This is a genomic window from Bacillus sp. SA1-12, assembly GCF_000981385.1.
Taxonomy (GTDB): Bacteria; Bacillota; Bacilli; order Bacillales; family Bacillaceae; genus Metabacillus.
Map to the genome: position 1 here is coordinate 96,527 of NZ_LATZ01000135.1, position 19,343 is coordinate 115,869.

A 19,343-nucleotide genomic window follows, 5' to 3' on the forward strand; every position below is an offset into this window, starting at 1 on the left:
AAGAACGCACTTAATGAAATGAAACAGTTTATGAAAGCGTTATCTATTGCGATGGCAAATAATTTGTAAAGAATTTGAGGAAATGCCTTTACAAAAAAACTAAAAATCGTTAATAATTGTAAGGGTTGTAGATATTTGTCGACAAAAGACGAAGTTAAATGAGGGGATGAAAGCGGTGGAACTCGATTTCCAGAAAATGATATTTGAATTTCTGGGAGGCCTTGGGATTTTTTTGTTTGGAATAAAAATCATGCGCGATGGCCTTCAAAGATCTGCAGGGGACAAGCTGAGAGATATTCTAGATAAGTTTACAACTAACCCATTAATGGGTGTTCTAGCAGGTATCATTGTTACAGTCTTAATTCAATCGAGCGGCGGTACAACAGTCATTACTGTCGGGCTAGTTAGTGCTGGATTTATGACACTTAGACAAGCAATCGGTGTCATTATGGGAGCAAATATAGGTACGACTGTTACCGCTTTTATAATAGGTATCGATGTTTCCGAGTATGCTTTACCGATTATTTTTATTGGAGCAGTCATGTTTTTCTTCTTTAAAAATAACCGATTACATAGTATGGGACAAATCCTTCTAGGCTTAGGTGCATTATTTTATGGATTGGAACTAATGGGTTCAGGAATGAAGCCATTAAGATCCTTGCAGGACTTTCAAGACTTGACCCTTAGTATGAATGATAATCCGTTATTAGGGGTTTTAATCGGAACTGTTTTTACTGTTATTGTTCAAAGCTCAAGCGCAACTGTTGGAATCCTTCAGGAATTATTTGGACAAGGGCTTATTGATTTACAAGCAGCTTTGCCAGTTTTATTTGGTGATAATATTGGGACAACAATAACAGCAGTCTTGGCATCAATTGGCACATCGATTGCAGCAAGACGAGCTGCATTAACACATGTTCTTTTTAATCTAATTGGCACAACCATTTTTATGATTTTCTTGCCATTGTATTACTCCTTTATTCAATATTTGCAGGCGATGATGGGATTAAATCCAGAGATGACGATTGCTTTTGCTCACGGATCATTTAATATTTTTAATGCTATTATTCAATTCCCTTTTATTGGAGCTTTAGCTTGGATCGCTACAAAGATTATCCCAGGTGAAGATTCATCGATTAATTATAAACCAAAGCATTTGGATCCAATCTTTATTGAACAATCTTCTTCTATTGCGTTAGGGCAAGCAAAAGAAGAAGTGCTGCGAATGGGGAAATTTGCAGCTCTTGGATTGGAAGAAGCCGATTTGTATCAAAAAACCTATTCCAAAAAACATGCTGATACTGCTATGCAATTAGAAGAGGCAATTAATAACTTAGATCGGAAAATTACAGATTATTTAATATTAATTTCAAGAAACGAAATGTCTAATTCTGAATCTCAACAGCATAGCATGCTTCTTGATACAGTTCGTGATATTGAGCGTATTGGGGATCACTTCGAAAATGTAGTTGAATTAGTTAGTTACCAGTTAACAAACAAAGTGAAATTAACGGATTCTGCCAAACAAGATTTAGAGGATATGTTCCGACTAACCATCCAAACATTTAAAGATGCAATTATAGCTTTAGACGATAAAGACACAGCTTTAGCTTCCAAGGTGTTAAAATCTGAAGAACAAATTGATAAAATTGAGCGTATCCTTCGCAAGAAACATATTATGAGGATTAATGAAGGTGAATGCTCAGGTTCAGCAGGAATTGTATTTGTTGATATTATTAGTAATTTAGAGCGAATTGGAGACCATTCGGTAAATATCGCAGAGGCAGTTTTAGGTTATAGAAATTAATGCTTAGGAAATAAAAACGATATTAGGTATAATGATTCTTGGGAACCCCTTGCTTTTTTTATTCCAGTACCTATCTAATGGAGGTTTTATGATGGAATATGTATATTGGTCTCTGATCGTTTTAATGTTTATTATTGCATTTGTTGGGCTGGTTTACCCTATTATTCCAAGTGTAGTTTTTATTGTCGCAGGATTTATTTTATATGGATTTTTGTTTGGTTTTTCAAAGCTTTCGATTGTCTTTTGGATTATTGAAGGGTTGTTTGTTGCCATATTGTTTGCTGCAGATTATCTGACAAATTTAGTTGGAGTGAAGAAATTTGGAGGGAGCAAAGCTGCAATCTGGGGAAGCACAATTGGTTTAATCGTTGGTCCATTCGTTATCCCCTTTCTGGGAATTATCCTTGGGCCATTTATTGGAGCAGTCATTGCCGAATTGATTGTTCATAAAAAGGATTTCTCATCGTCAATAAAAAGCGGCGTTGGTTCACTTATAGGTTTTATATCTGGTGTTGTAGCAAAAGGTGTTCTGCAACTTATTATGATTGGTTATTTTTTTGTTGTCATTTTATAAGGGCAATGATCTGAAAAATATAGTACATAATTATCTGATAAAAGCAAAAAATGATAGATGTGTTGTGTGCTTTTCAATTGAAAGTAACGGCCAAATTTGGTAACCTTAGGTTGGAAAGCAAATTCATTGCTTTTGACTTGTACATATTAAAGGAGGAAATAGAAAATGGCTTATGAATTACCTCAATTACCTTATGCATATGATGCACTAGAACCACATATTGACAAAGAAACAATGAATATTCATCACACAAAACATCACAACACATACATCACAAATGTGAACGCAGCTTTAGAAGGTCAAGCTGATCTTGCAAGCAAAAGTGTTGAAGAATTAGTATCTAATTTAGATGCTGTTCCTGAAGCAATTCGTACAGCAGTACGCAACAATGGTGGTGGACATGCTAACCATAGCTTATTCTGGACAATTCTTTCACCTAATGGCGGTGGAGCACCATCTGGTGAGCTAGCTGATGCGATTAACTCTAAGTTCGGCAGCTATGACAGCTTTAAAGAAGAGTTCGCAAAAGCTGCAACAACTCGCTTCGGTTCTGGATGGGCTTGGTTAGTTGTAAACAATGGTGAATTAGAAGTAACCAGCACTCCAAACCAAGATTCTCCATTAATGGAAGGTAAAACACCAGTTTTAGGCTTGGATGTATGGGAGCATGCATACTACTTAAATTATCAAAATCGTCGCCCAGACTACATTGCTTCTTTCTGGAATGTAGTTAATTGGGATGAAGTAGCAAACCGTTATAACGCTGCAAAATAATATATATTTGATTGAAGAGCTAACATTTGTTGGCTCTTTTTTATTTTTTTACTAAGCATAACAGGGACATCATTTTTAAAATCAAAAGATAGATCTCCTTCCTTTTTAAAATAAGAACTCTTCCTTCATCCTTTCATATAAGAAACATCCAAACCACATCAATTTTAATAAAAATACATATCTCCAAAGTGATAAGACAGACTATGTAGTAGAAGTTGAAGGGGAGTAGTTCTTATGTCAAAACTGCAAAAGATTATTGGTAATGTGCATGTTAGTAAAGATCTAGTTTTATTATTAGTTATAGGCGGCCTATACTCATTAAGCATTTCTTTATCCAATACCTTTGTAAACGTCTATCTATGGAAGCAATCAGGTGAATTTGTTGATTTAGGTATATACAACTTATCAATAGTTGTCATGCAGCCGCTCACGTTTATATTCGCAGGGAGGCTGGCTAAAAAGATTGACCGTGTCATTGTATTTCGGCTTGGTGTTATTTTTTTGGCAATTTTTTTTCTCACCGTGCTAATGATCGGTGATTCAGCAGCAAAATATCTAGTTTTATTAGGAGGAACTCTTGGTGTCGGGTACGGCTTTTATTGGCTGGCCTTTAATGTACTTACATTTGAAATAACAGAACCTGAAACAAGAGACTTTTTTAATGGCTTTATGGGGATTATGAATTCAACTGCTGGAATGGTCGGACCAATTGTAGCAGGCTATGTGATCTCCAGGTTAGTAAATTACTCAGGATATACCATTATTTTTTCCATATCACTATTATTATTTTCCGGTGCGGTTGTTCTTAGTTTTTTTTTAAAAAGAAGACCTGCAGAAGGAGAGTATTTATTTAAACGGATCTTGGCGGAAAGAAAAAAGGATAAAAATTGGAGACTAATTTTACACGCTCATTTTTTTCAGGGACTTCGTGAAGGAACCTTTGCGTTTGTAATTGGCGTTTTTGTTTTTATTACGACCGGAAGTGAATTAGCGCTTGGTAAATTTGGTTTGGTTAACTCAAGTGCAGCATTTCTGGCTTATTATTTAGCAACTAAAATCATTAAAAAATCCAAAAGAAAGATGTTCATTTTAATGGGGGGGATTTTTCTCTATTTGTCCATCTTCATTCTTCTTTTTGATTTGACCTATACCAAGCTGTTAATTTATGCCGTTTTAATCGCATTTGGATACCCGATGCTTTTAGTTCCCTACTCATCAATAACATATGATGTTATCGGCAGGGCTTGGAATATAGCAAAGGCTAGAATTGAATATATTGTTGTAAAAGAAATATTTTTAAACTCAGGACGCATCATGTCAATTCTTGGATTTTTGGCGGCGGTTATCTTTTTTAATGAAAAACAAAGCATCCCTATTTTATTAGCGATTATAGGAGCTGGACATTTCATTATTTACTTTTTCGTAAGAAACGTGAAAATTGAGGAAAGTCCCGTACCTATAGACGAAACTGGCCAAAAGCCTATTCGTAAACGGCATCTTGCAGATGGAGATAGCGGTGGGTAATTGGAATTAAGTGCAATTATGATAAAAAAGTAGGAAAGAATAGGAAAACAGTCATAAATGTTCCCTATTCTTTTTTTATTTTTTGTAAATGCATAAGCAAATTGTAAACGTAGGAGACTAATAAAAACGCTTTGTATAATAACAGTTTTCGCACCTTATATACCCAAAATCATACAAAATATGACAATCTACATCACGAATTTACAAAACCTTTACATTAAGTTAAAACGTTATTAATACTCAAGCGTTATTCTAATACACGTAGGACAAAACAACCAATATTCTAGGGGGAATTAAAGAATGAAAAGCTTTAAATTTCTAGCATTATCAATTATCCTCTCTTCACTTGTAGCATTTGCTGCAGCTTGTGGAAATGGTGAAGATGCGGCTACAGGTGAAAATGGAAATACTGAAACTGCTGAGCAAGAATCTGCTGAATTAGAAGGAGAAATCGGCATTGATGGTTCTTCAACTGTAGCTCCTATTGGTGAAGCTGTATCTGAAGAATTTTCAATAGATAACCCAAAGGTACAAGCACCAATCGGAGTATCTGGAACTGGCGGCGGATTTGAAAAATTCACAGTAGGTGAAATAGATATTGCTGAAGCATCTCGTCCAATTAAAGATGAAGAAAAACAGGCAGCTGCTGATAATGGTGTTGAATTCACAGAATTTAAAGTTGCATTCGATGGACTTTCAGTTGTTGTAAACAAAGAAAATGATTTTGTTGATAAATTATCTGTAGAAGATTTAAAGAAACTTTGGCTTGAAGATGGGACTACAAAAAAATGGTCTGATATTAATCCTGACTGGCCAGCAGAAGAAATAAAATTCTTCTCACCTGGAGCTGACTCTGGTACTTATGATTACTTCGACGAAGTGATTTTAGAGGAGCAGCCAATCGTTAAAAATGCAACATTATCTGAAGATGACAACACATTAGTAAAAGGTGTTACTGGTGATAAAAATTCAATTGGTTACTTTGGATATGCATACTATTTAGAAAACAAAGATAACTTAAAAATTGTTCCAATTGTTAACGAAGCTGGTGAAGCTGTAGAACCAACAAATGAGACTGTTGAATCTGGTGATTACAATCCACTTTCACGCCCATTATTCATTTATGTGAATAATGCTTCTATCAAAGAAGATGGTCCTGTATATGAATATGTAAAATTCTACCTTGAAAATGCTGGAGCATTAGCAGAAGAAGTTGGTTATGTATCTCTTCCTGAAGAAGAATATACAAAACAACTTGAAACTCTTGAGGGTTTAAAATAATTACTAAATATTGCGGATGAGGAGCATTGCTTCTCATCTTTCTTCCTATGTTTGGAAAGGGGTATTTCAAATGGCTTTAACAAATCAGCAAAATATTAGTGTGAGAGAGTTAATCAGAGAGAAAAAATCTAAAAAAAGCACTAATCAAGTCGTAGAGAAAATGGTTCCTGGAATTTTGTTTATTTTAGCACTAATATCTATTATGACTACAATAGGTATTGTATTAACTTTAATATTTGAGACAGTTACCTTCTTTAGCAGAGTACCAATCGTTGAATTCCTAACTGCAAAGGAATGGTATCCTTTCTTTGAAGAGAGCGCAACATATGGAATTGGTGCATTGGTATCAGGTACTCTATTAATTACATTAATCGCCATCATCGTAGCTGTTCCAATTGGATTAGCTGCTGCTATTTTCTTGAGTGAATATGCATCAGATCGTACAAGACGAATCATCAAACCGATATTAGAAGTATTAGCCGGAATACCAACAATTGTTTATGGTTTTTTTGCTTTAACATTCGTCACACCATTATTGCAAAAAATCGTTCCGGATTTAGGATTATTTAATGCACTGAGCCCTGGTATTGTTGTTGGGATTATGATTATCCCAATGATTGCATCTCTTTCAGAAGATGCAATGAGCTCTGTACCGAATTCCATGAGAGAAGGAGCTTTAGCTTTAGGGGCTACTAAATTTGAGGTAACGATGAAGGTAATAGTTCCTGCTGCTATGTCAGGTATTGTTGCATCGTTCGTATTAGGTATTTCTCGTGCTATAGGTGAAACAATGATTGTCTCCTTAGCTGGCGGAGCTACTCCAAAGCTAACATTTGACCCAACACAATCAATTCAGACAATGACGGCGTATATCGTTCAGGTTAGCGGCGGGGATGTTGGTTATGGTACAACTGTTTATTACAGCATCTATGCAGTTGGAATGACATTATTCTTGTTTACACTTATCCTAAACCTTTTGGCACAATATATTTCCCGACGTTTTAGGGAGGAATACTAATATGAAATTAATTGATCAAAATATTGTAAAAAACAAAATGGGTGGACGTTTAGCGTTAAATAAAACATTTAGATGGATTTTCTTTGCAGCTACTTTTGTCGCGTTAGTTGTTTTAGCAATTCTCTTATATCGGATATTCACTCAAGGATCTAGTTACTTTTCACTTGAATTTTTCCAAAATTATGCATCTAGAAGACCGGAGCGTTCCGGTATTAAAGCTGCAGTTGTGGGTTCATTATGGGTAATGGCTGTAACAATTCCAATTGCATTAATATTATCTGTTGGAACAGCTATTTATTTGGAAGAATATGCAAAGAAGAGTAAAATCAACACATTTATTCAAACGAATATTTCAAACCTAGCAGGTGTACCTTCTATTGTTTTTGGATTATTAGGTTTAACAGTATTTGTTCGTTTCTTTGACTTTGGACGAAGCATTTTAGCTGGTGGATTGACAATGGCTCTCCTTGTACTCCCTGTAATTGTTGTCGCATCACAAGAAGCAATTCGCTCTGTTCCAAAAGAACTTCGCGAGGCGTCCTACGGAATGGGTGCAACAAAATGGCAAACGATTATGAGAGTTGTGTTGCCAGCTGCAATTCCTGGTATTATAACTGGAAGCATCTTAGCCTTCTCACGTGCAATAGGTGAAACAGCTCCATTATTAGTTGTTGGTGCATTTGCTTTCGTTAACTACTTGCCAGAAAACGTAATGAGCACATTTACAGTAATGCCGATTCAAATCTATAACTGGGCGGCGAGACCGCAGCCAGAATTCCAAGATGTAGCAGCTGCTGGTATTATTGTGTTATTCATTTTCTTAATTGTGATGAATTCAGTTGCAGTGTTAATTCGTAATAAGTTTCAAAAACGTTATTAAAAAGCTTTATCTGGAGGGGTTTTCATATGGAAAGTGTAAAAATTAAAAGAGAAACTACACAAAATGAACAAGTAAACCAAAATAAAAATGTTGTATATAAAACTGATAATTTAAATTTATGGTATGGGAAGGATCAAGCGTTAAAAAATATTGATCTTGATATTTATGAAAATGATGTAACAGCGATTATCGGGCCTTCCGGATGCGGTAAATCAACTTATATCAAAACACTTAATCGAATGGTCGAATTAATTCCAATTGTTCGTACTTCTGGACAAATTCTTTATCGTGGAAAGAATATATTCGATAAATCTTATGGAGTAGAAGAACTTAGAACAGAAGTAGGAATGGTTTTCCAAAAACCAAATCCTTTTCCAAAATCTATTTATGACAATATTGCATACGGTCCTAGAATCCATGGAATTAAAGATAAAAAAGTTATTGATGAAATTGTAGAAAAAAGTTTACGCGGTGCAGCGATTTGGGATGAAGTAAAAGACCGTTTAAAGGAAAATGCATATGGGCTGTCTGGCGGGCAGCAACAACGTTTATGTATTGCACGCTGTCTAGCCATTGAGCCTGACGTTATCCTAATGGACGAACCGACTTCTGCACTTGATCCAATCTCTACATTGAAAGTTGAAGAATTAATTCAGGAGTTAAAACAAAATTATAGTATAATTATCGTAACTCATAACATGCAACAAGCAGCTCGTATTTCAGATCGTACCGCATTCTTTTTGAATGGAGAGGTAGTTGAATATACGGATACAGATCGCCTATTTTCAAATCCGTCTGATAAAAGAACGGAAGATTACATTACTGGTCGATTTGGATAATAAAAAAATAAGCCGTGCATATTTAATGTCACGGCTTATTTTATTACTAGCTTTCCATGTTATGAAATCTCATTTTTAGGGAATAAGATAGTATAAGGAGGTATGAGTATGTCTGTAAGAGAAAGATTTGAGTTTGACCTAAAAAACTTAAGAGATAAATTAATTGAAATTGGAAGCTTAACTGAGATTGCACTTAGCAAAGCAATAGATACCCTTGAAAATCAAAATATTGAGCAAGCATTAGAAATTATAGATGATGACAGCAGGGTGGATGAGCTAGATGAGGAAATTAATGATATCGCTATCTTGTTAATCGCTAAGCAACAACCAGTGGCTGTTGATCTACGAAGAATAATTGTTGCCATCAAAATCTCAAGTGATATTGAAAGAATGGCTGACTTTGCTGTTAATATTGCAAAATCAACGATTAGAATTGGTGATGAACCTTTAGTTAAACCGATCCATAGTATTAAAAAAATGCATAAGATTGCGTCGGAAATGCTATCTCTTTCCATAAAAGCCTTTAATGAAGAGGATATTGTATTAGCTAAAAAAGTAGCAGATATGGATGATCAAGTTGATGACCTATATGGGGAAACAATCCGTGATATCTTAGATCTTATGGAAATGAAAAAGGAAAATTCCCAACAACTGACTCAGCTATTATTTATCTGCCGTTATATTGAACGCACAGCAGACCATGCAACAAACATATCGGAAAATATCATGTTCTTAGTAAAAGGTCAGCGATATGATTTAAATAGTTAAACCATTCATCATTATGGTGCACTACTCATCTGTGGAATTACATATATTACCATTATCTGTTTTAAGATAAAACCACAAAAAAACAGCCATTGTTGATCAAATGGCTGTTTTTTCGTGGAATTCATATGTCTATGTTCTACCTTGTTAAGGCATCTGCTAACTGTTGGAAAGTCATTCCTCTTTGCACTGCAAAAGTGCCGAGTTGAATTCTTTGATGATATTTACCTTTAATTAAGAATTGATCGAAATTAAAAGAATCATCAATGATCCCATTTTGCTCTAATAAATCAGAAATCTCACTAGTTGTCATCCCTGATCTAACAACAAGATTATATTTAATGACCTCTTTTTTCGGTTCTTCAGAAGTCTCTGTTGGAGTACTTTCTTTTTGTTGTGTATTATTTTCTGCTGGTTGTTGTACTGCTTTATCCTTTGCAGCTAATAATTCTTCATACTCGCCAGTTGTCAAAGCAATTTTCCCATTACTTGTCAAATATGATTCAATATCCTTTTGAGTTACTTTCTTATTCTCTTCATCTGCTGATGCAGATTTGTTATCAGATATTAAATATGTTCCACCAAGTACAGATGTAGCTACAATCATGCCAGCTGCAAATGCTCGAAATCCAGTTTTACTCATGTTAAAACCCTCTCATTCCTTTCAACAATTGAACGGATTTCCTTAACGGAAGTACCTTCTGATAAGGCAATTGCTTCAATAGACATACCTTGACGATATTTAGCTAAAATACGAGATGTGTTTAGTTGGTTGTCATCTGAAGCTGATTTAGAATCTTCCTTAAGTGGCGTATCATTTTGTAAGAGTTCTTCTTCAAGCACCCTCATTTTCTTTTTTAGTTTATAGATTTCCTGCATCGATGACATTTGCAAATGATCTAGCTCCTGCTCTAGTTCCTTTACATTATCGCGCTGGAAAAATGATATGCCGATAAGCGCAATGCTTATTATAAACAAGATAATAATCATGACTGTCATTTTATTCACCTTCTAATTGATTATTTCCCTCTACCTTTATATCATAAATTGCCAAATTAAAGAAGGGATTTTTTCTAAAAATGTAGATTTTTGACGATTAATCTTTGAAATCTGTTCACATCTTGTTTTATCCTCATGATAAGATAGAGTGAGACTTCCATCTATGGGGTTTTCTCCACTGAAAGTTAGCATTTTTTATCGGATCTAAATTCCGAGTTCCTGCCCGTTAAGCTGGGATAAAGTGAGAGATAAGCATAAAATAGAGAGATGAGGCTGCTATGAAAAGAAACGACAACAGTCAAAACAATACCTATAATATTCGTGGGCAATCGACAATTTGTGAGGACATTGTAAAAATAATTGCTTATCCTTTTTTCTTCCTTATTACATGGAATATTGGAGCTACTACGAAACTTTTACTAGAGAATATGTTAGGGGAAAAGTTTGAAGATTTATATACAAGAATTATCTTAAATAAAAACTGTGAGGAGCAGTATGCCACTGATTTTCCCATCAGTAAGTCGTGCGGGGTTTTACGAATAGAACATCTTTCAACAGGTGTTTACGATTGTGAAGTGGTTGTTTCTAACTCTCGTAATGAAATGATTACTGTTAAACGATCAAATTCATTGCATTGTATCCAATCTAAAGAGAGCAGCAATCATCCTTATCGATGGAAGAAAGTCATTCATGAAGATCCTTTTTGGCTAAAGGCCTACGCAGGTTATACACTTTATGAATAAAGAAGGTGTCAATATGGGTGAAGGGTTTAATCCCACGGTGTTAATTCTCACAAGTGAGTATCGAGAAAACATCATTGGAGGACTTGGCAGGCACGTAACAGATCTGACTTCAGAAGTCTCTAAACGGGGAATAAATTTTATTGTTGTAACGATATCGAACAAAAATGAAGAATCGTATAAGATTGAAAATGGTGTTCATGTTTTTCGTTTGTTATCATGGCAAAGAAGTCCACAGGACTTCCTGGATTTTATAAGAAATATGAATTTCCGTTTTGTTCAATTTGTATTACAGGAAATGAAGTTATCCTTTGATCTCATCCATGTACATGATTGGTTAACTGGGCTCGCAGGGGAGCAAATAAAACAAATTCTACATAAACCACTTATTACAACAATACATGCTGCTGAAAGGGGCAGAAAGCTAGGAGAGGACAATTTACTAACTAATAAAATCACTGATTATGAATCAAAGCTTATCAAGGTTTCTGATCGAATTATTGTATGCAGTCAGTTTATGAACAATGTCTTGCAAAAAGAATTTGGATGTCCAATGCACAAGCTTGAAGTCATTCCCAATGGGATTATTCCACGAAACTATTTGGACAAACTTAAAAGGAAGGAATTAATTCCGTTTGGGAAATCTAAGTATTTTCTTGGAATGGGCAGGCTTGTAAAAGAAAAAGGCTTTCAGGTTTTAATCGATGCTTTTGCTGATATTCATAAAGATTATCCTCAGATTAAACTTGTTATTGCGGGTGAGGGACCTTATGAAGATGAACTAAGGGAACTAGCAAAAAAACTCCATATAGAAGAGAATGTTTATTTTACAGGTTTTATACAAGACACGGCCAGGAATACATTATTAAAGCATTGTGAACTTGTCATCATACCAAGTTTATATGAGCCATTTGGCATTATCGCATTAGAAGGAATGGTTACGGAGAAGCCTGTTGTTGCATTTCACTTAGGGGGGCTAGCTGAAATCCTTAAAGAAGACAGAGGCATCTTAATCGGAGAAGCGACTGTTAGAAACCTTAGGGAATTTCTTCGGCATTATTTGACTGATCCTAAACAATATCAAGAGATTGCTCATAGAGGGTATTTGGCTGCAAATACAATATATAACTGGTCAAATCTTTCTTTTGAGGTGATTGATCTTTATAAAAAAATGATAAAAACAGAAGATTTTTCGGAAGATATATAAAATATAATGAAAATGGTATGGAATTTGTTTTGTAAAAATGCTATTATATTAAAGTCTGATTTGTTTTATTAGTTTTTTAAGTTTGGAGGGAAAGAAACATGCGTGTGAATATTACTTTAGCTTGCACTGATTGTGGCGAACGTAACTATATTTCTAAAAAGAATAAACGTAATAACCCAGATCGTCTTGAGCTTAAAAAATATTGCTCAAGAGAGAAAAAAATGACTTTACACCGTGAAACAAAGTAACAGTAGGAATGATTATTCCTACTGTTTTTCTTTTTGGCTGTATTTCGTATACCTTTACTTGATTAAGTCTCAGTTGCACGCTTTCCTCAGGAGCGGGCGGTGAACTCCTCGGAGTACGGCTACTGCGGTTCTCAACTGCCTTACAGCTCTTTCACGAGTCTCGCTTATTCGTTCAAATAACCATTTTTCGCAATAATACATAAAACGAAAAACAACAATCTTTTAGAAAAGATCAAGTATATGAGGTACAAGTGCTGATATGGCGCTTAACGCCGAGCTTTTAACTGCAAGCAGTCTAGCCTCGATAAGGTTTAGCGGATTCGGAAGTAAAGGCACAGAATATCTTCTTTCAAAATGTCTAATTTGCCTAGGATGTTCAAGGAGCTAGTACATCTATCCTTTCAGATAGTATTTTAAGTTTGTACATTTTTGATAAAATCAGTGATAGCCATTCACACTACCAGCTATAATGAAAGGAAGGAGGAAAGTAAATGGATAAGAAAGAGCTACGAAACCTCATTAAGAATAAATTGGCTGCAATGACTGAAGAGGAATATTGGAGTTATTCAAAAGACATCCAGCAAAGATTATTTTGTTTGCCAGCTTGGAAGAATGCACAAACCATAGCGGTGACAATTTCAAATGGACGAGAGGTTGATACAAAAAGAATCATTGAAAAGGCATGGGGAGAGAAGAAGCGCATTGTTGTACCAAAATGTGATCCAGCCGGAAAAATAATGGCTTTTAGACAGATTGCCTCCTTTAACCAGCTTGAACGTGTCTTCTTTGGTTTGTTAGAGCCAAAGGTAGAAGAGACGGTTGAAATAAGCCCGAATCAAATAGATATGATGATTGTACCGGGAATTTGTTTTGATCGTAAAGGGTACCGTATCGGCTATGGAGGAGGGTACTATGACCGTTATTTGACGATATATCATAATGATACATTATCACTGGCATTTTCGACGCAAATAGTTGAAAAGGTACCAAAGGAGGAACATGATATCCCGGTATCAAAAATCATAACGGAATGTGAGGAAATAAACTAAGATGCCCGAGGTTCGTCACATTATGGCTGTGCTATTTATCCTGTTGATCGCTTATGGCGGCTGGAAAGTAAAATCATTAACTATCAGCGGAGCAATTGGTGCGTTTATCGTTGGTTTCCTTGTTTATCTCGGATTTTCCTTTCAGGGACTTCTATTATTAGGCAGCTTCTTTGCAAGCTCCAGTTTGCTAAGCAAGTTTCAGCGATCGAAAAAGTTATCCCTTGAAGATATGCTGGTAAAAGGGGACCGCAGAGATATCATTCAAGTTTTGGCAAATGGAGGAGTTCCAGCACTGCTTGGCCTGTTGCAATATACTGATAAAATTTTCTCAGAGCAAACGCTGCTACTTGGCTTTTGCATCTCAATTGCCGCAGCAAATGCAGATACATGGGCTTCAGAAATTGGTACGCTAAGCAAACAAAAACCAAGATTGCTGTTAACCTTGAAAAAGGTTGAAAGAGGTACATCAGGTGCCGTATCAATTCTGGGTACTTGTGCTGCTATTGCAGGAGCTTCATTTATCAGTATTTTTGCTTGGTTTATGTTTTCTCTATCACTCCATTTAACCGTGTTGATTATTGCGTTCGGTTTTCTTGGGAATCTTATTGACACTCTGCTGGGGCAGACATTTCAACTTAAATATAAGTGTAAAGTGTGTGGAAAAATAACGGAAAAGCAATATCATTGTGAAACTTCTGGCATAAAACAGACGAAATTTAGTTTTCTAAATAATGATGCGGTTAATTTCCTATCCATCATTTTGTCTTCGTTATTGGCATTCATCCTCCTATCCCATATCAACGGGCAGTAAATTTCCCCATCAATAATACAGAAATGCTAAGAGAAGTTGAGGATAAGTGTCGGCAAGGGGAAATATCCTGCGAAGGTCAGGTTGATTAAGTCAGACGGGACATAAGGATGTAGCTGTTTTAGCGTGATAGGTTTCGCTAATCAACAATTGTGCTGAAGAAAACCAAACTGTTGGAGTCTCACTTTATAGCTTTAAATAAACAATACATAATTTTAGCTTTCGTGTTAAAGGACAATATTGTCATTTTAAAAAGGATAAAAAAGCTCTTTCCTACTCATGATAAGAATAGGAGGGATGTAAATGAGACGACTTATTATGCTAATGGCAGGATCATTTGCGATATATCGATATCGATATCAAATTGTAAATTTTGTATTAGGTCAGCCAGAGCTACGCAGATTTTTTATTCAATTATCAATGAGAGTTCCGTTTTTGAGAGATCGTTTTGTCAATCGCGCCTTTCATTAAAAATGAATTTCAGATTAGAGGCTGTCTCAAAGCCAAAGAATACAGACCCCTTGATTACAAACAATAGGATGTAAAAATTTGAAGTCCTATATCTTACTCGTGTTTGTTTGAGGAGTCAATCCTTTTTGAGGCAGTCTCTTTTCTTAGGATTAGCCATAAGCAGGATTCTTCCTTTTCGTTTTTAAATCTTGATATAATGAAGAAAACTGATGGTCGGAGCGGATAATATGGTGTTAGAACAGGATTATTTATATTGGAAGCTAATCGAACAGCTAGTGATTGAACAGAGGTATACCATTTTGGCGCTATCTCAGGATGGTCAAGAGGTTTTGCTTGAGCCGTATAAGCAAAAACAATTTACACTTGTTCGATTGAGGAGAATGGACATTGATTGGGGAAACACGATTGCTCAAGATATTCAACAAGCTGGGGAAAAGTTTGAACATCTATTAAGAAATGGGGTAAGAGGCCCGATTCATGTAATGAATATTTATGTGACGTCCTTGCCGCCCGTAGATGATTTACCAGAAGAATTTGTAAAGGGATATAGCAGATCAAAAGGGAAGATTGACATTACTTCATGCTTGTTAGTAAAGGATGAGAAGGAGAAAGAGAAAGAATTATCAAAACTAACTGAAGCATTACATATACCGATCAGGCTTGACATTGAGAGTTTCCAGGAAAATATTGAAATCGAAGATATTCAGCAAGTAAGGAATCATGTCATTACCTATCATAATCAACAAAGAGAAGAAGAACGAAAAGTCTTTCAATATGGCAAGCCATTTTGGACATATGTTTTTTTAGGGTTGCAAATTATGATGTTTCTTGTTCTTGAACTATTTGGGGGAAGCACTAATACAGAAACATTAATTCGGTTTGGTGCTAAATTTAATCCGCTGATTTTTGAAGGGGAATGGTGGCGTTTTGTGACGCCTATTGTTCTTCATATTGGGTTTCTTCATTTATTGATGAATAGCTTTGCACTTTATTTTATTGGCCCTGCAGTAGAACGAGCATATGGTTCATCAAGATTTTTGTTTATTTATTTAGTTGCAGGCATTTCTGGTTCCATTGTCAGCTTTGCATTTAGTCCATTCCTTTCTGCAGGAGCTTCAGGGGCCATTTTTGGCTGTTTTGGTGCGTTACTATACATAGGGGTCCTTAATCCGAAAGTGTTTTTTAGAACGATGGGCTCGAATCTTTTAGTAATCGTTGCTATTAATATAGCAATTGGGTTTGCGATACCGAATATCGATAATGCCGGACATATTGGCGGTTTAATCGGAGGCTTTTTAGCTGCACTGATTGTTCAGCTTCCTAAGACCAAGAAAATTCCCCTGAGGCTTTTAGGAATAGTGTTGACTGTGGCATTAATGGCCGTCATGGTACAAAATGGTCTCAAAGACGCCAAAGACCAGCATTCTCAGTATATGGTCCTTCAAGGGCAAGAGCTTATACAGGGTGAAAAATATGAAGAGGCCTACACATACTTAAATAAAGCGATCAAAACGAACAATGATTCAAATGATGTCTTATTTCTATTATCAGTAACTGAAATTGAATTGAAAAAATATGATCAGGCGATGGGGCATTTAAAACAAATTATTGCAGATGATGATACTTACCATCAAGCACATTATAACCTTGGCGTGTTATATGCAAACGCCGGTAATATGTCATTAGCTTTGGAACAGGTAAACAAAGCATTGGAACATGATCCGTCAAATGATAATTATTTAGCTTTTAAAGAAAGAATTATTCGTTAAGCTGAATCTTCTGAATCAGCTTAAATGGAAGGCCATTTTCAGCTTGGATAAGAATAACAATATGTGAATTATCTTTAGCTATTAAAAGAAGAGGCATTGTGCTGCCAATTTGGGAAATCACCTTGCCTTCTTTTGTTTTAAGCCCAAGAAAATAATTTTTATATAACCCCTCCCACAGGCTGCCAATCACTTCCTGTGTTTTCGCCATAGTTAAACCTAAGAGCGGCTTAGTATTGTATGCGGCAAGCTCGATTAACGGGATCGTTTCATATTCCTCTTGTTTGATATGATAAAAATTAATTAATTGCTTCCAACTCATTTCAAGTTGCTTTTCTGTTACTTTGTCAAGGATATTTTTCCACTCCTGTTCTTCCTCTGTATGCGGCTTTTTAAAAGCAAACCTATTTGTATATTCGGAATCAATTACATATAAATGATCGCGTGTCATTTGATGTTGACTGCGAATAAGATCATTTTCCAAATGAATTTCTCCATAATGTAAACTGATGGCTTGATAATAGCTGCTGTCTCCCCCTTTTATCTTTTTATCCTGTGCAAGTTTTTGGCTATGATCCTCCCATTTGGATAGAGTATCAAATAATTTACCATCCGCGAATAACAATGAAATATCTTGTCTTAAAAAAATCTCTTTATTTGTTAGAGAGGTAACATTCCAATTAATTGTATATTCGTCATCATGATTTTTTCCAATAAACTGAAGTGTAGTTGAGGCTTTCTCGAAAATTACTGATTCATCGATCGGGAAAAAAATAATACTCTCACGAACTGATTTTCCATGATAGAAAGCATAAAGAAAACCAGAAGTAATTAGGGCTAATAATAGGACAAAGATCCATTTTGACCGCATTTACATCAACTCCGAAGTAGGACAGGTTGCTAAAGTGTATGAGAAACTCGCTCAAAATATGAGTAAAGAAGGAGCTTAATAAGAAGAAAAGATGCAAAAACAAAATGTCATTACAGGTATGTTTTTCCATATTTTCGTCTAGGATGAGTAACAAATTGTGTAACGAAATGGAGATATCTTATGACATATGAGGGAGAAAAGAAATACGTGTCAAAAGACTTTCAGGAAAATATAGATTATTTATCTGAACGTTTAGGTGTAAAGAAAAGTTTTGATGTGATCCGTCTGGACCTTGAATATGCAGATCGAAAAATGGCATTATTCATGGTTGATGGATTTGTGAAGGATGATATACTTCATTATTTAATGAAATATTTATCTCGTCTAGTGCAGGAGCAGCTTGAGGAAAACACTCTTGAAAAGTTATTAAAGACGTATATTCCATATGTTGAAATTGAAAAAACAAATGATTTAAATTCGATTGTTCATACGGTCTTAGCAGGGCCTACCGCACTAGTTGTTGATGGGATTAACGAGGTCATCTTAATTGACGCTAGGACATATCCAGTCAGAGGTCCTGAAGAGCCTGATATGGAGCGGGTAGTACGTGGCTCCAGAGATGGTTATGTAGAAACAATCGTCTTTAACACGGCTTTAACAAGGAGAAGAATAAGAGACCGTTCTTTACGAATGGAATACATGCAGGTTGGCAGACGATCAAAGACAGATGTAGTTATTTGTTATATAGAGGATATTGCTGATTTAGAGCATGTTGAGGACCTGAAAAAATCGCTAAAAGCAATTGATACCGATGGTTTGCCAATGGGAGAGAAAACAATAGAAGAATTTATCGCAGGCAGGCATTTAAACCCCTATCCAATGGTTCGGTACACAGAAAGACCAGATACGGCAGCAGCACATCTGTACGAGGGCCATGTGATTATTTTCGTGGATGGTTCACCAAGCGCTCTTATTACACCAACAACATTTTGGCATCATCTTCAGCATGTTGAGGAATATCGAAATAAACCCGTAGTTGGAGCTTATTTACGATTCGTTCGCTTTATAGGAGTTTGGGCCTCGCTTTTTCTTTTGCCCTTATGGTACTTATTTGCGGTAAATCCAGAACTGTTACCCTCTGGAATGGATTTCATCGGTGTCAATGATCATGGGGAAATTCCGTTGCTAATCCAATTTTTACTGGTAGAGATCGGGATAGATGTTCTAAGGATGGCAGCTATCCATACACCATCATCATTAGCCACTGCACTAGGATTAGTTGCTGCCTTGATGATTGGGCAGGTAGCTGTTGAAGTTGGACTATTAACATATGAGGTCGTTCTTTATTTATCTATTGCAGCAATAGGAACGTTTGCCACACCAAGCTATGAGCTTGGACTTGCAAACCGTATTTTTCGAATAATTTTACTGCTCTTTACAGCATGGCTGGGCGTTATTGGATTAGTTGCTGGGATCACCTGCTGGGTGATAATGCTCGCACGCATGAAATCATTTAACGTACCATATCTTTATCCATTAATTCCGTTTAATTATCGTGGAATGAGAGATGTCTTATTAAGAGCGCCAATGCCTTTAAAGAACAGACGTCCGCCGTTTTTACATCCTAAGGACCCGGACAGATAAAGCCATCCATATATTTCTTAGAGGAGCTTTCCTCAATGATCTCCGTAAGTTTAAGATGAAAGAAGAGCTGTCTTAAAA

General features: G+C 35.8%; 20 protein-coding genes. 17 read left to right on the forward strand and 3 right to left on the reverse strand.

Going from position 1 to position 19,343, the window contains the following annotated elements; genetic code table 11:
- Positions 1-166: 166 nt before the first annotated feature.
- The 9 genes from WQ54_RS30865 to phoU all read left to right on the forward strand — a co-directional run bounded on the left by WQ54_RS30865 (position 167) and on the right by phoU (position 9,465).
- Entirely contained in the window at positions 167-1,807 is a 1,641-nt protein-coding gene (locus WQ54_RS30865) for a Na/Pi cotransporter family protein (protein WP_046590687.1), read from the forward strand.
- 91 nt (positions 1,808-1,898) lie between these two features.
- A complete protein-coding gene (locus WQ54_RS30870; protein WP_046590688.1) occupies positions 1,899-2,381 on the forward strand; it encodes a DUF456 domain-containing protein in 483 nt (160 codons plus the stop codon).
- Between the two features lie 165 nt (positions 2,382-2,546).
- On the forward strand, positions 2,547-3,155 hold the full coding sequence (sodA, locus tag WQ54_RS30875) for a superoxide dismutase SodA (protein WP_046590689.1): 609 nt from the start codon (positions 2,547-2,549) through the stop codon (positions 3,153-3,155).
- A 234-nt stretch (positions 3,156-3,389) separates the two neighbouring features.
- Positions 3,390-4,679, forward strand: coding sequence for an MFS transporter (locus tag WQ54_RS30880; RefSeq protein ID WP_046590691.1), 1,290 nt, complete (start codon positions 3,390-3,392; stop codon positions 4,677-4,679).
- Between the two features lie 300 nt (positions 4,680-4,979).
- Positions 4,980-5,960, forward strand: coding sequence for a PstS family phosphate ABC transporter substrate-binding protein (locus WQ54_RS30885; protein WP_046590692.1), 981 nt, complete (start codon positions 4,980-4,982; stop codon positions 5,958-5,960).
- Positions 5,961-6,030: 70 nt separating this feature from the next.
- Positions 6,031-6,978 (forward strand): phosphate ABC transporter permease subunit PstC, encoded by a 948-nt coding sequence (gene pstC / locus WQ54_RS30890; protein WP_046590694.1) that lies wholly within the window; start codon positions 6,031-6,033, stop codon positions 6,976-6,978.
- A gap of 1 nt (position 6,979) precedes the next feature.
- Positions 6,980-7,858, forward strand: coding sequence for a phosphate ABC transporter permease PstA (pstA, locus tag WQ54_RS30895; protein WP_046590695.1), 879 nt, complete (start codon positions 6,980-6,982; stop codon positions 7,856-7,858).
- Between the two features lie 26 nt (positions 7,859-7,884).
- Positions 7,885-8,697 (forward strand): phosphate ABC transporter ATP-binding protein PstB, encoded by an 813-nt coding sequence (gene pstB, locus WQ54_RS30900; protein WP_046590697.1) that lies wholly within the window; start codon positions 7,885-7,887, stop codon positions 8,695-8,697.
- A gap of 108 nt (positions 8,698-8,805) precedes the next feature.
- Entirely contained in the window at positions 8,806-9,465 is a 660-nt protein-coding gene (phoU, locus tag WQ54_RS30905; protein WP_046590699.1) for a phosphate signaling complex protein PhoU, read from the forward strand.
- A gap of 136 nt (positions 9,466-9,601) precedes the next feature.
- Here phoU and WQ54_RS30910 read toward each other — a convergent pair whose 3' ends face one another.
- Both WQ54_RS30910 and WQ54_RS30915 read right to left on the reverse strand, forming a co-directional pair.
- Positions 9,602-10,105, reverse strand: a complete 504-nt coding sequence (locus tag WQ54_RS30910; protein WP_046590700.1) for an endolytic transglycosylase MltG — start codon at positions 10,103-10,105, stop codon at positions 9,602-9,604.
- Positions 10,102-10,461, reverse strand: a complete 360-nt coding sequence (locus WQ54_RS30915; RefSeq protein ID WP_046590702.1) for a hypothetical protein — start codon at positions 10,459-10,461, stop codon at positions 10,102-10,104. Before WQ54_RS30915 ends, WQ54_RS30910 begins: the two co-directional genes overlap by 4 nt.
- Positions 10,462-10,739: 278 nt before the next feature.
- Between WQ54_RS30915 and WQ54_RS30920 the strand changes: the two genes are divergently transcribed.
- The 7 genes from WQ54_RS30920 (at position 10,740) to WQ54_RS30945 (ending at position 16,753) form a co-directional block, all read left to right on the forward strand.
- On the forward strand, positions 10,740-11,204 hold the full coding sequence (locus WQ54_RS30920; protein WP_046590704.1) for a hypothetical protein: 465 nt from the start codon (positions 10,740-10,742) through the stop codon (positions 11,202-11,204).
- A complete protein-coding gene (locus WQ54_RS30925) occupies positions 11,197-12,408 on the forward strand; it encodes a glycosyltransferase family 4 protein (protein ID WP_046590705.1) in 1,212 nt (403 codons plus the stop codon). The genes WQ54_RS30920 and WQ54_RS30925 overlap by 8 nt, the downstream gene beginning before the upstream one ends.
- A gap of 98 nt (positions 12,409-12,506) precedes the next feature.
- Positions 12,507-12,656, forward strand: a complete 150-nt coding sequence (rpmG, locus tag WQ54_RS30930; RefSeq protein WP_046590706.1) for a 50S ribosomal protein L33 — start codon at positions 12,507-12,509, stop codon at positions 12,654-12,656.
- Positions 12,657-13,147: 491 nt separating this feature from the next.
- Positions 13,148-13,705: a 5-formyltetrahydrofolate cyclo-ligase gene (locus WQ54_RS30935; protein ID WP_046590708.1), complete on the forward strand. Its 558-nt coding sequence runs from the start codon at positions 13,148-13,150 to the stop codon at positions 13,703-13,705.
- Between the two features lies 1 nt (position 13,706).
- Positions 13,707-14,516, forward strand: coding sequence for a DUF92 domain-containing protein (locus tag WQ54_RS30940; RefSeq protein ID WP_046590710.1), 810 nt, complete (start codon positions 13,707-13,709; stop codon positions 14,514-14,516).
- Positions 14,517-14,816: 300 nt separating this feature from the next.
- Positions 14,817-14,984, forward strand: a complete 168-nt coding sequence (locus tag WQ54_RS34095; protein ID WP_156178278.1) for a hypothetical protein — start codon at positions 14,817-14,819, stop codon at positions 14,982-14,984.
- Between the two features lie 227 nt (positions 14,985-15,211).
- Positions 15,212-16,753: a rhomboid family intramembrane serine protease gene (locus WQ54_RS30945; protein WP_046590712.1), complete on the forward strand. Its 1,542-nt coding sequence runs from the start codon at positions 15,212-15,214 to the stop codon at positions 16,751-16,753.
- Here the strand turns inward: WQ54_RS30945 and WQ54_RS30950 are convergent.
- Entirely contained in the window at positions 16,743-17,621 is an 879-nt protein-coding gene (locus WQ54_RS30950; protein WP_046590715.1) for a hypothetical protein, read from the reverse strand. The two genes, WQ54_RS30945 and WQ54_RS30950, sit on opposite strands and share 11 nt — an antisense overlap.
- A gap of 180 nt (positions 17,622-17,801) precedes the next feature.
- Here WQ54_RS30950 and WQ54_RS30955 point away from each other — a divergent pair, with 180 nt between their 5' ends.
- Positions 17,802-19,265 (forward strand): spore germination protein, encoded by a 1,464-nt coding sequence (locus tag WQ54_RS30955; RefSeq protein WP_046590717.1) that lies wholly within the window; start codon positions 17,802-17,804, stop codon positions 19,263-19,265.
- Positions 19,266-19,343 lie beyond the last annotated feature (78 nt).

What these genes read in the sequence shown, in the direction of transcription:
- WQ54_RS30865 (WP_046590687.1), top strand. Translation starts at nt 167, where the DNA reads ATGAAAGCGGTGGAACTCGATTTCCAGAAAATGATATTTGAATTTCTG.
- WQ54_RS30870 (WP_046590688.1), top strand. Translation starts at nt 1,899, where the DNA reads ATGGAATATGTATATTGGTCTCTGATCGTTTTAATGTTTATTATTGCA.
- sodA (WP_046590689.1), top strand. Translation starts at nt 2,547, where the DNA reads ATGGCTTATGAATTACCTCAATTACCTTATGCATATGATGCACTAGAA.
- WQ54_RS30880 (WP_046590691.1), top strand. Translation starts at nt 3,390, where the DNA reads ATGTCAAAACTGCAAAAGATTATTGGTAATGTGCATGTTAGTAAAGAT.
- WQ54_RS30885 (WP_046590692.1), top strand. Translation starts at nt 4,980, where the DNA reads ATGAAAAGCTTTAAATTTCTAGCATTATCAATTATCCTCTCTTCACTT.
- pstC (WP_046590694.1), top strand. Translation starts at nt 6,031, where the DNA reads ATGGCTTTAACAAATCAGCAAAATATTAGTGTGAGAGAGTTAATCAGA.
- pstA (WP_046590695.1), top strand. Translation starts at nt 6,980, where the DNA reads ATGAAATTAATTGATCAAAATATTGTAAAAAACAAAATGGGTGGACGT.
- pstB (WP_046590697.1), top strand. Translation starts at nt 7,885, where the DNA reads ATGGAAAGTGTAAAAATTAAAAGAGAAACTACACAAAATGAACAAGTA.
- phoU (WP_046590699.1), top strand. Translation starts at nt 8,806, where the DNA reads ATGTCTGTAAGAGAAAGATTTGAGTTTGACCTAAAAAACTTAAGAGAT.
- WQ54_RS30910 (WP_046590700.1), bottom strand. Translation starts at nt 10,105, where the DNA reads ATGAGTAAAACTGGATTTCGAGCATTTGCAGCTGGCATGATTGTAGCT.
- WQ54_RS30915 (WP_046590702.1), bottom strand. Translation starts at nt 10,461, where the DNA reads ATGACAGTCATGATTATTATCTTGTTTATAATAAGCATTGCGCTTATC.
- WQ54_RS30920 (WP_046590704.1), top strand. Translation starts at nt 10,740, where the DNA reads ATGAAAAGAAACGACAACAGTCAAAACAATACCTATAATATTCGTGGG.
- WQ54_RS30925 (WP_046590705.1), top strand. Translation starts at nt 11,197, where the DNA reads ATGAATAAAGAAGGTGTCAATATGGGTGAAGGGTTTAATCCCACGGTG.
- rpmG (WP_046590706.1), top strand. Translation starts at nt 12,507, where the DNA reads ATGCGTGTGAATATTACTTTAGCTTGCACTGATTGTGGCGAACGTAAC.
- WQ54_RS30935 (WP_046590708.1), top strand. Translation starts at nt 13,148, where the DNA reads ATGGATAAGAAAGAGCTACGAAACCTCATTAAGAATAAATTGGCTGCA.
- WQ54_RS30940 (WP_046590710.1), top strand. Translation starts at nt 13,707, where the DNA reads ATGCCCGAGGTTCGTCACATTATGGCTGTGCTATTTATCCTGTTGATC.
- WQ54_RS34095 (WP_156178278.1), top strand. Translation starts at nt 14,817, where the DNA reads ATGAGACGACTTATTATGCTAATGGCAGGATCATTTGCGATATATCGA.
- WQ54_RS30945 (WP_046590712.1), top strand. Translation starts at nt 15,212, where the DNA reads ATGGTGTTAGAACAGGATTATTTATATTGGAAGCTAATCGAACAGCTA.
- WQ54_RS30950 (WP_046590715.1), bottom strand. Translation starts at nt 17,621, where the DNA reads ATGCGGTCAAAATGGATCTTTGTCCTATTATTAGCCCTAATTACTTCT.
- WQ54_RS30955 (WP_046590717.1), top strand. Translation starts at nt 17,802, where the DNA reads ATGACATATGAGGGAGAAAAGAAATACGTGTCAAAAGACTTTCAGGAA.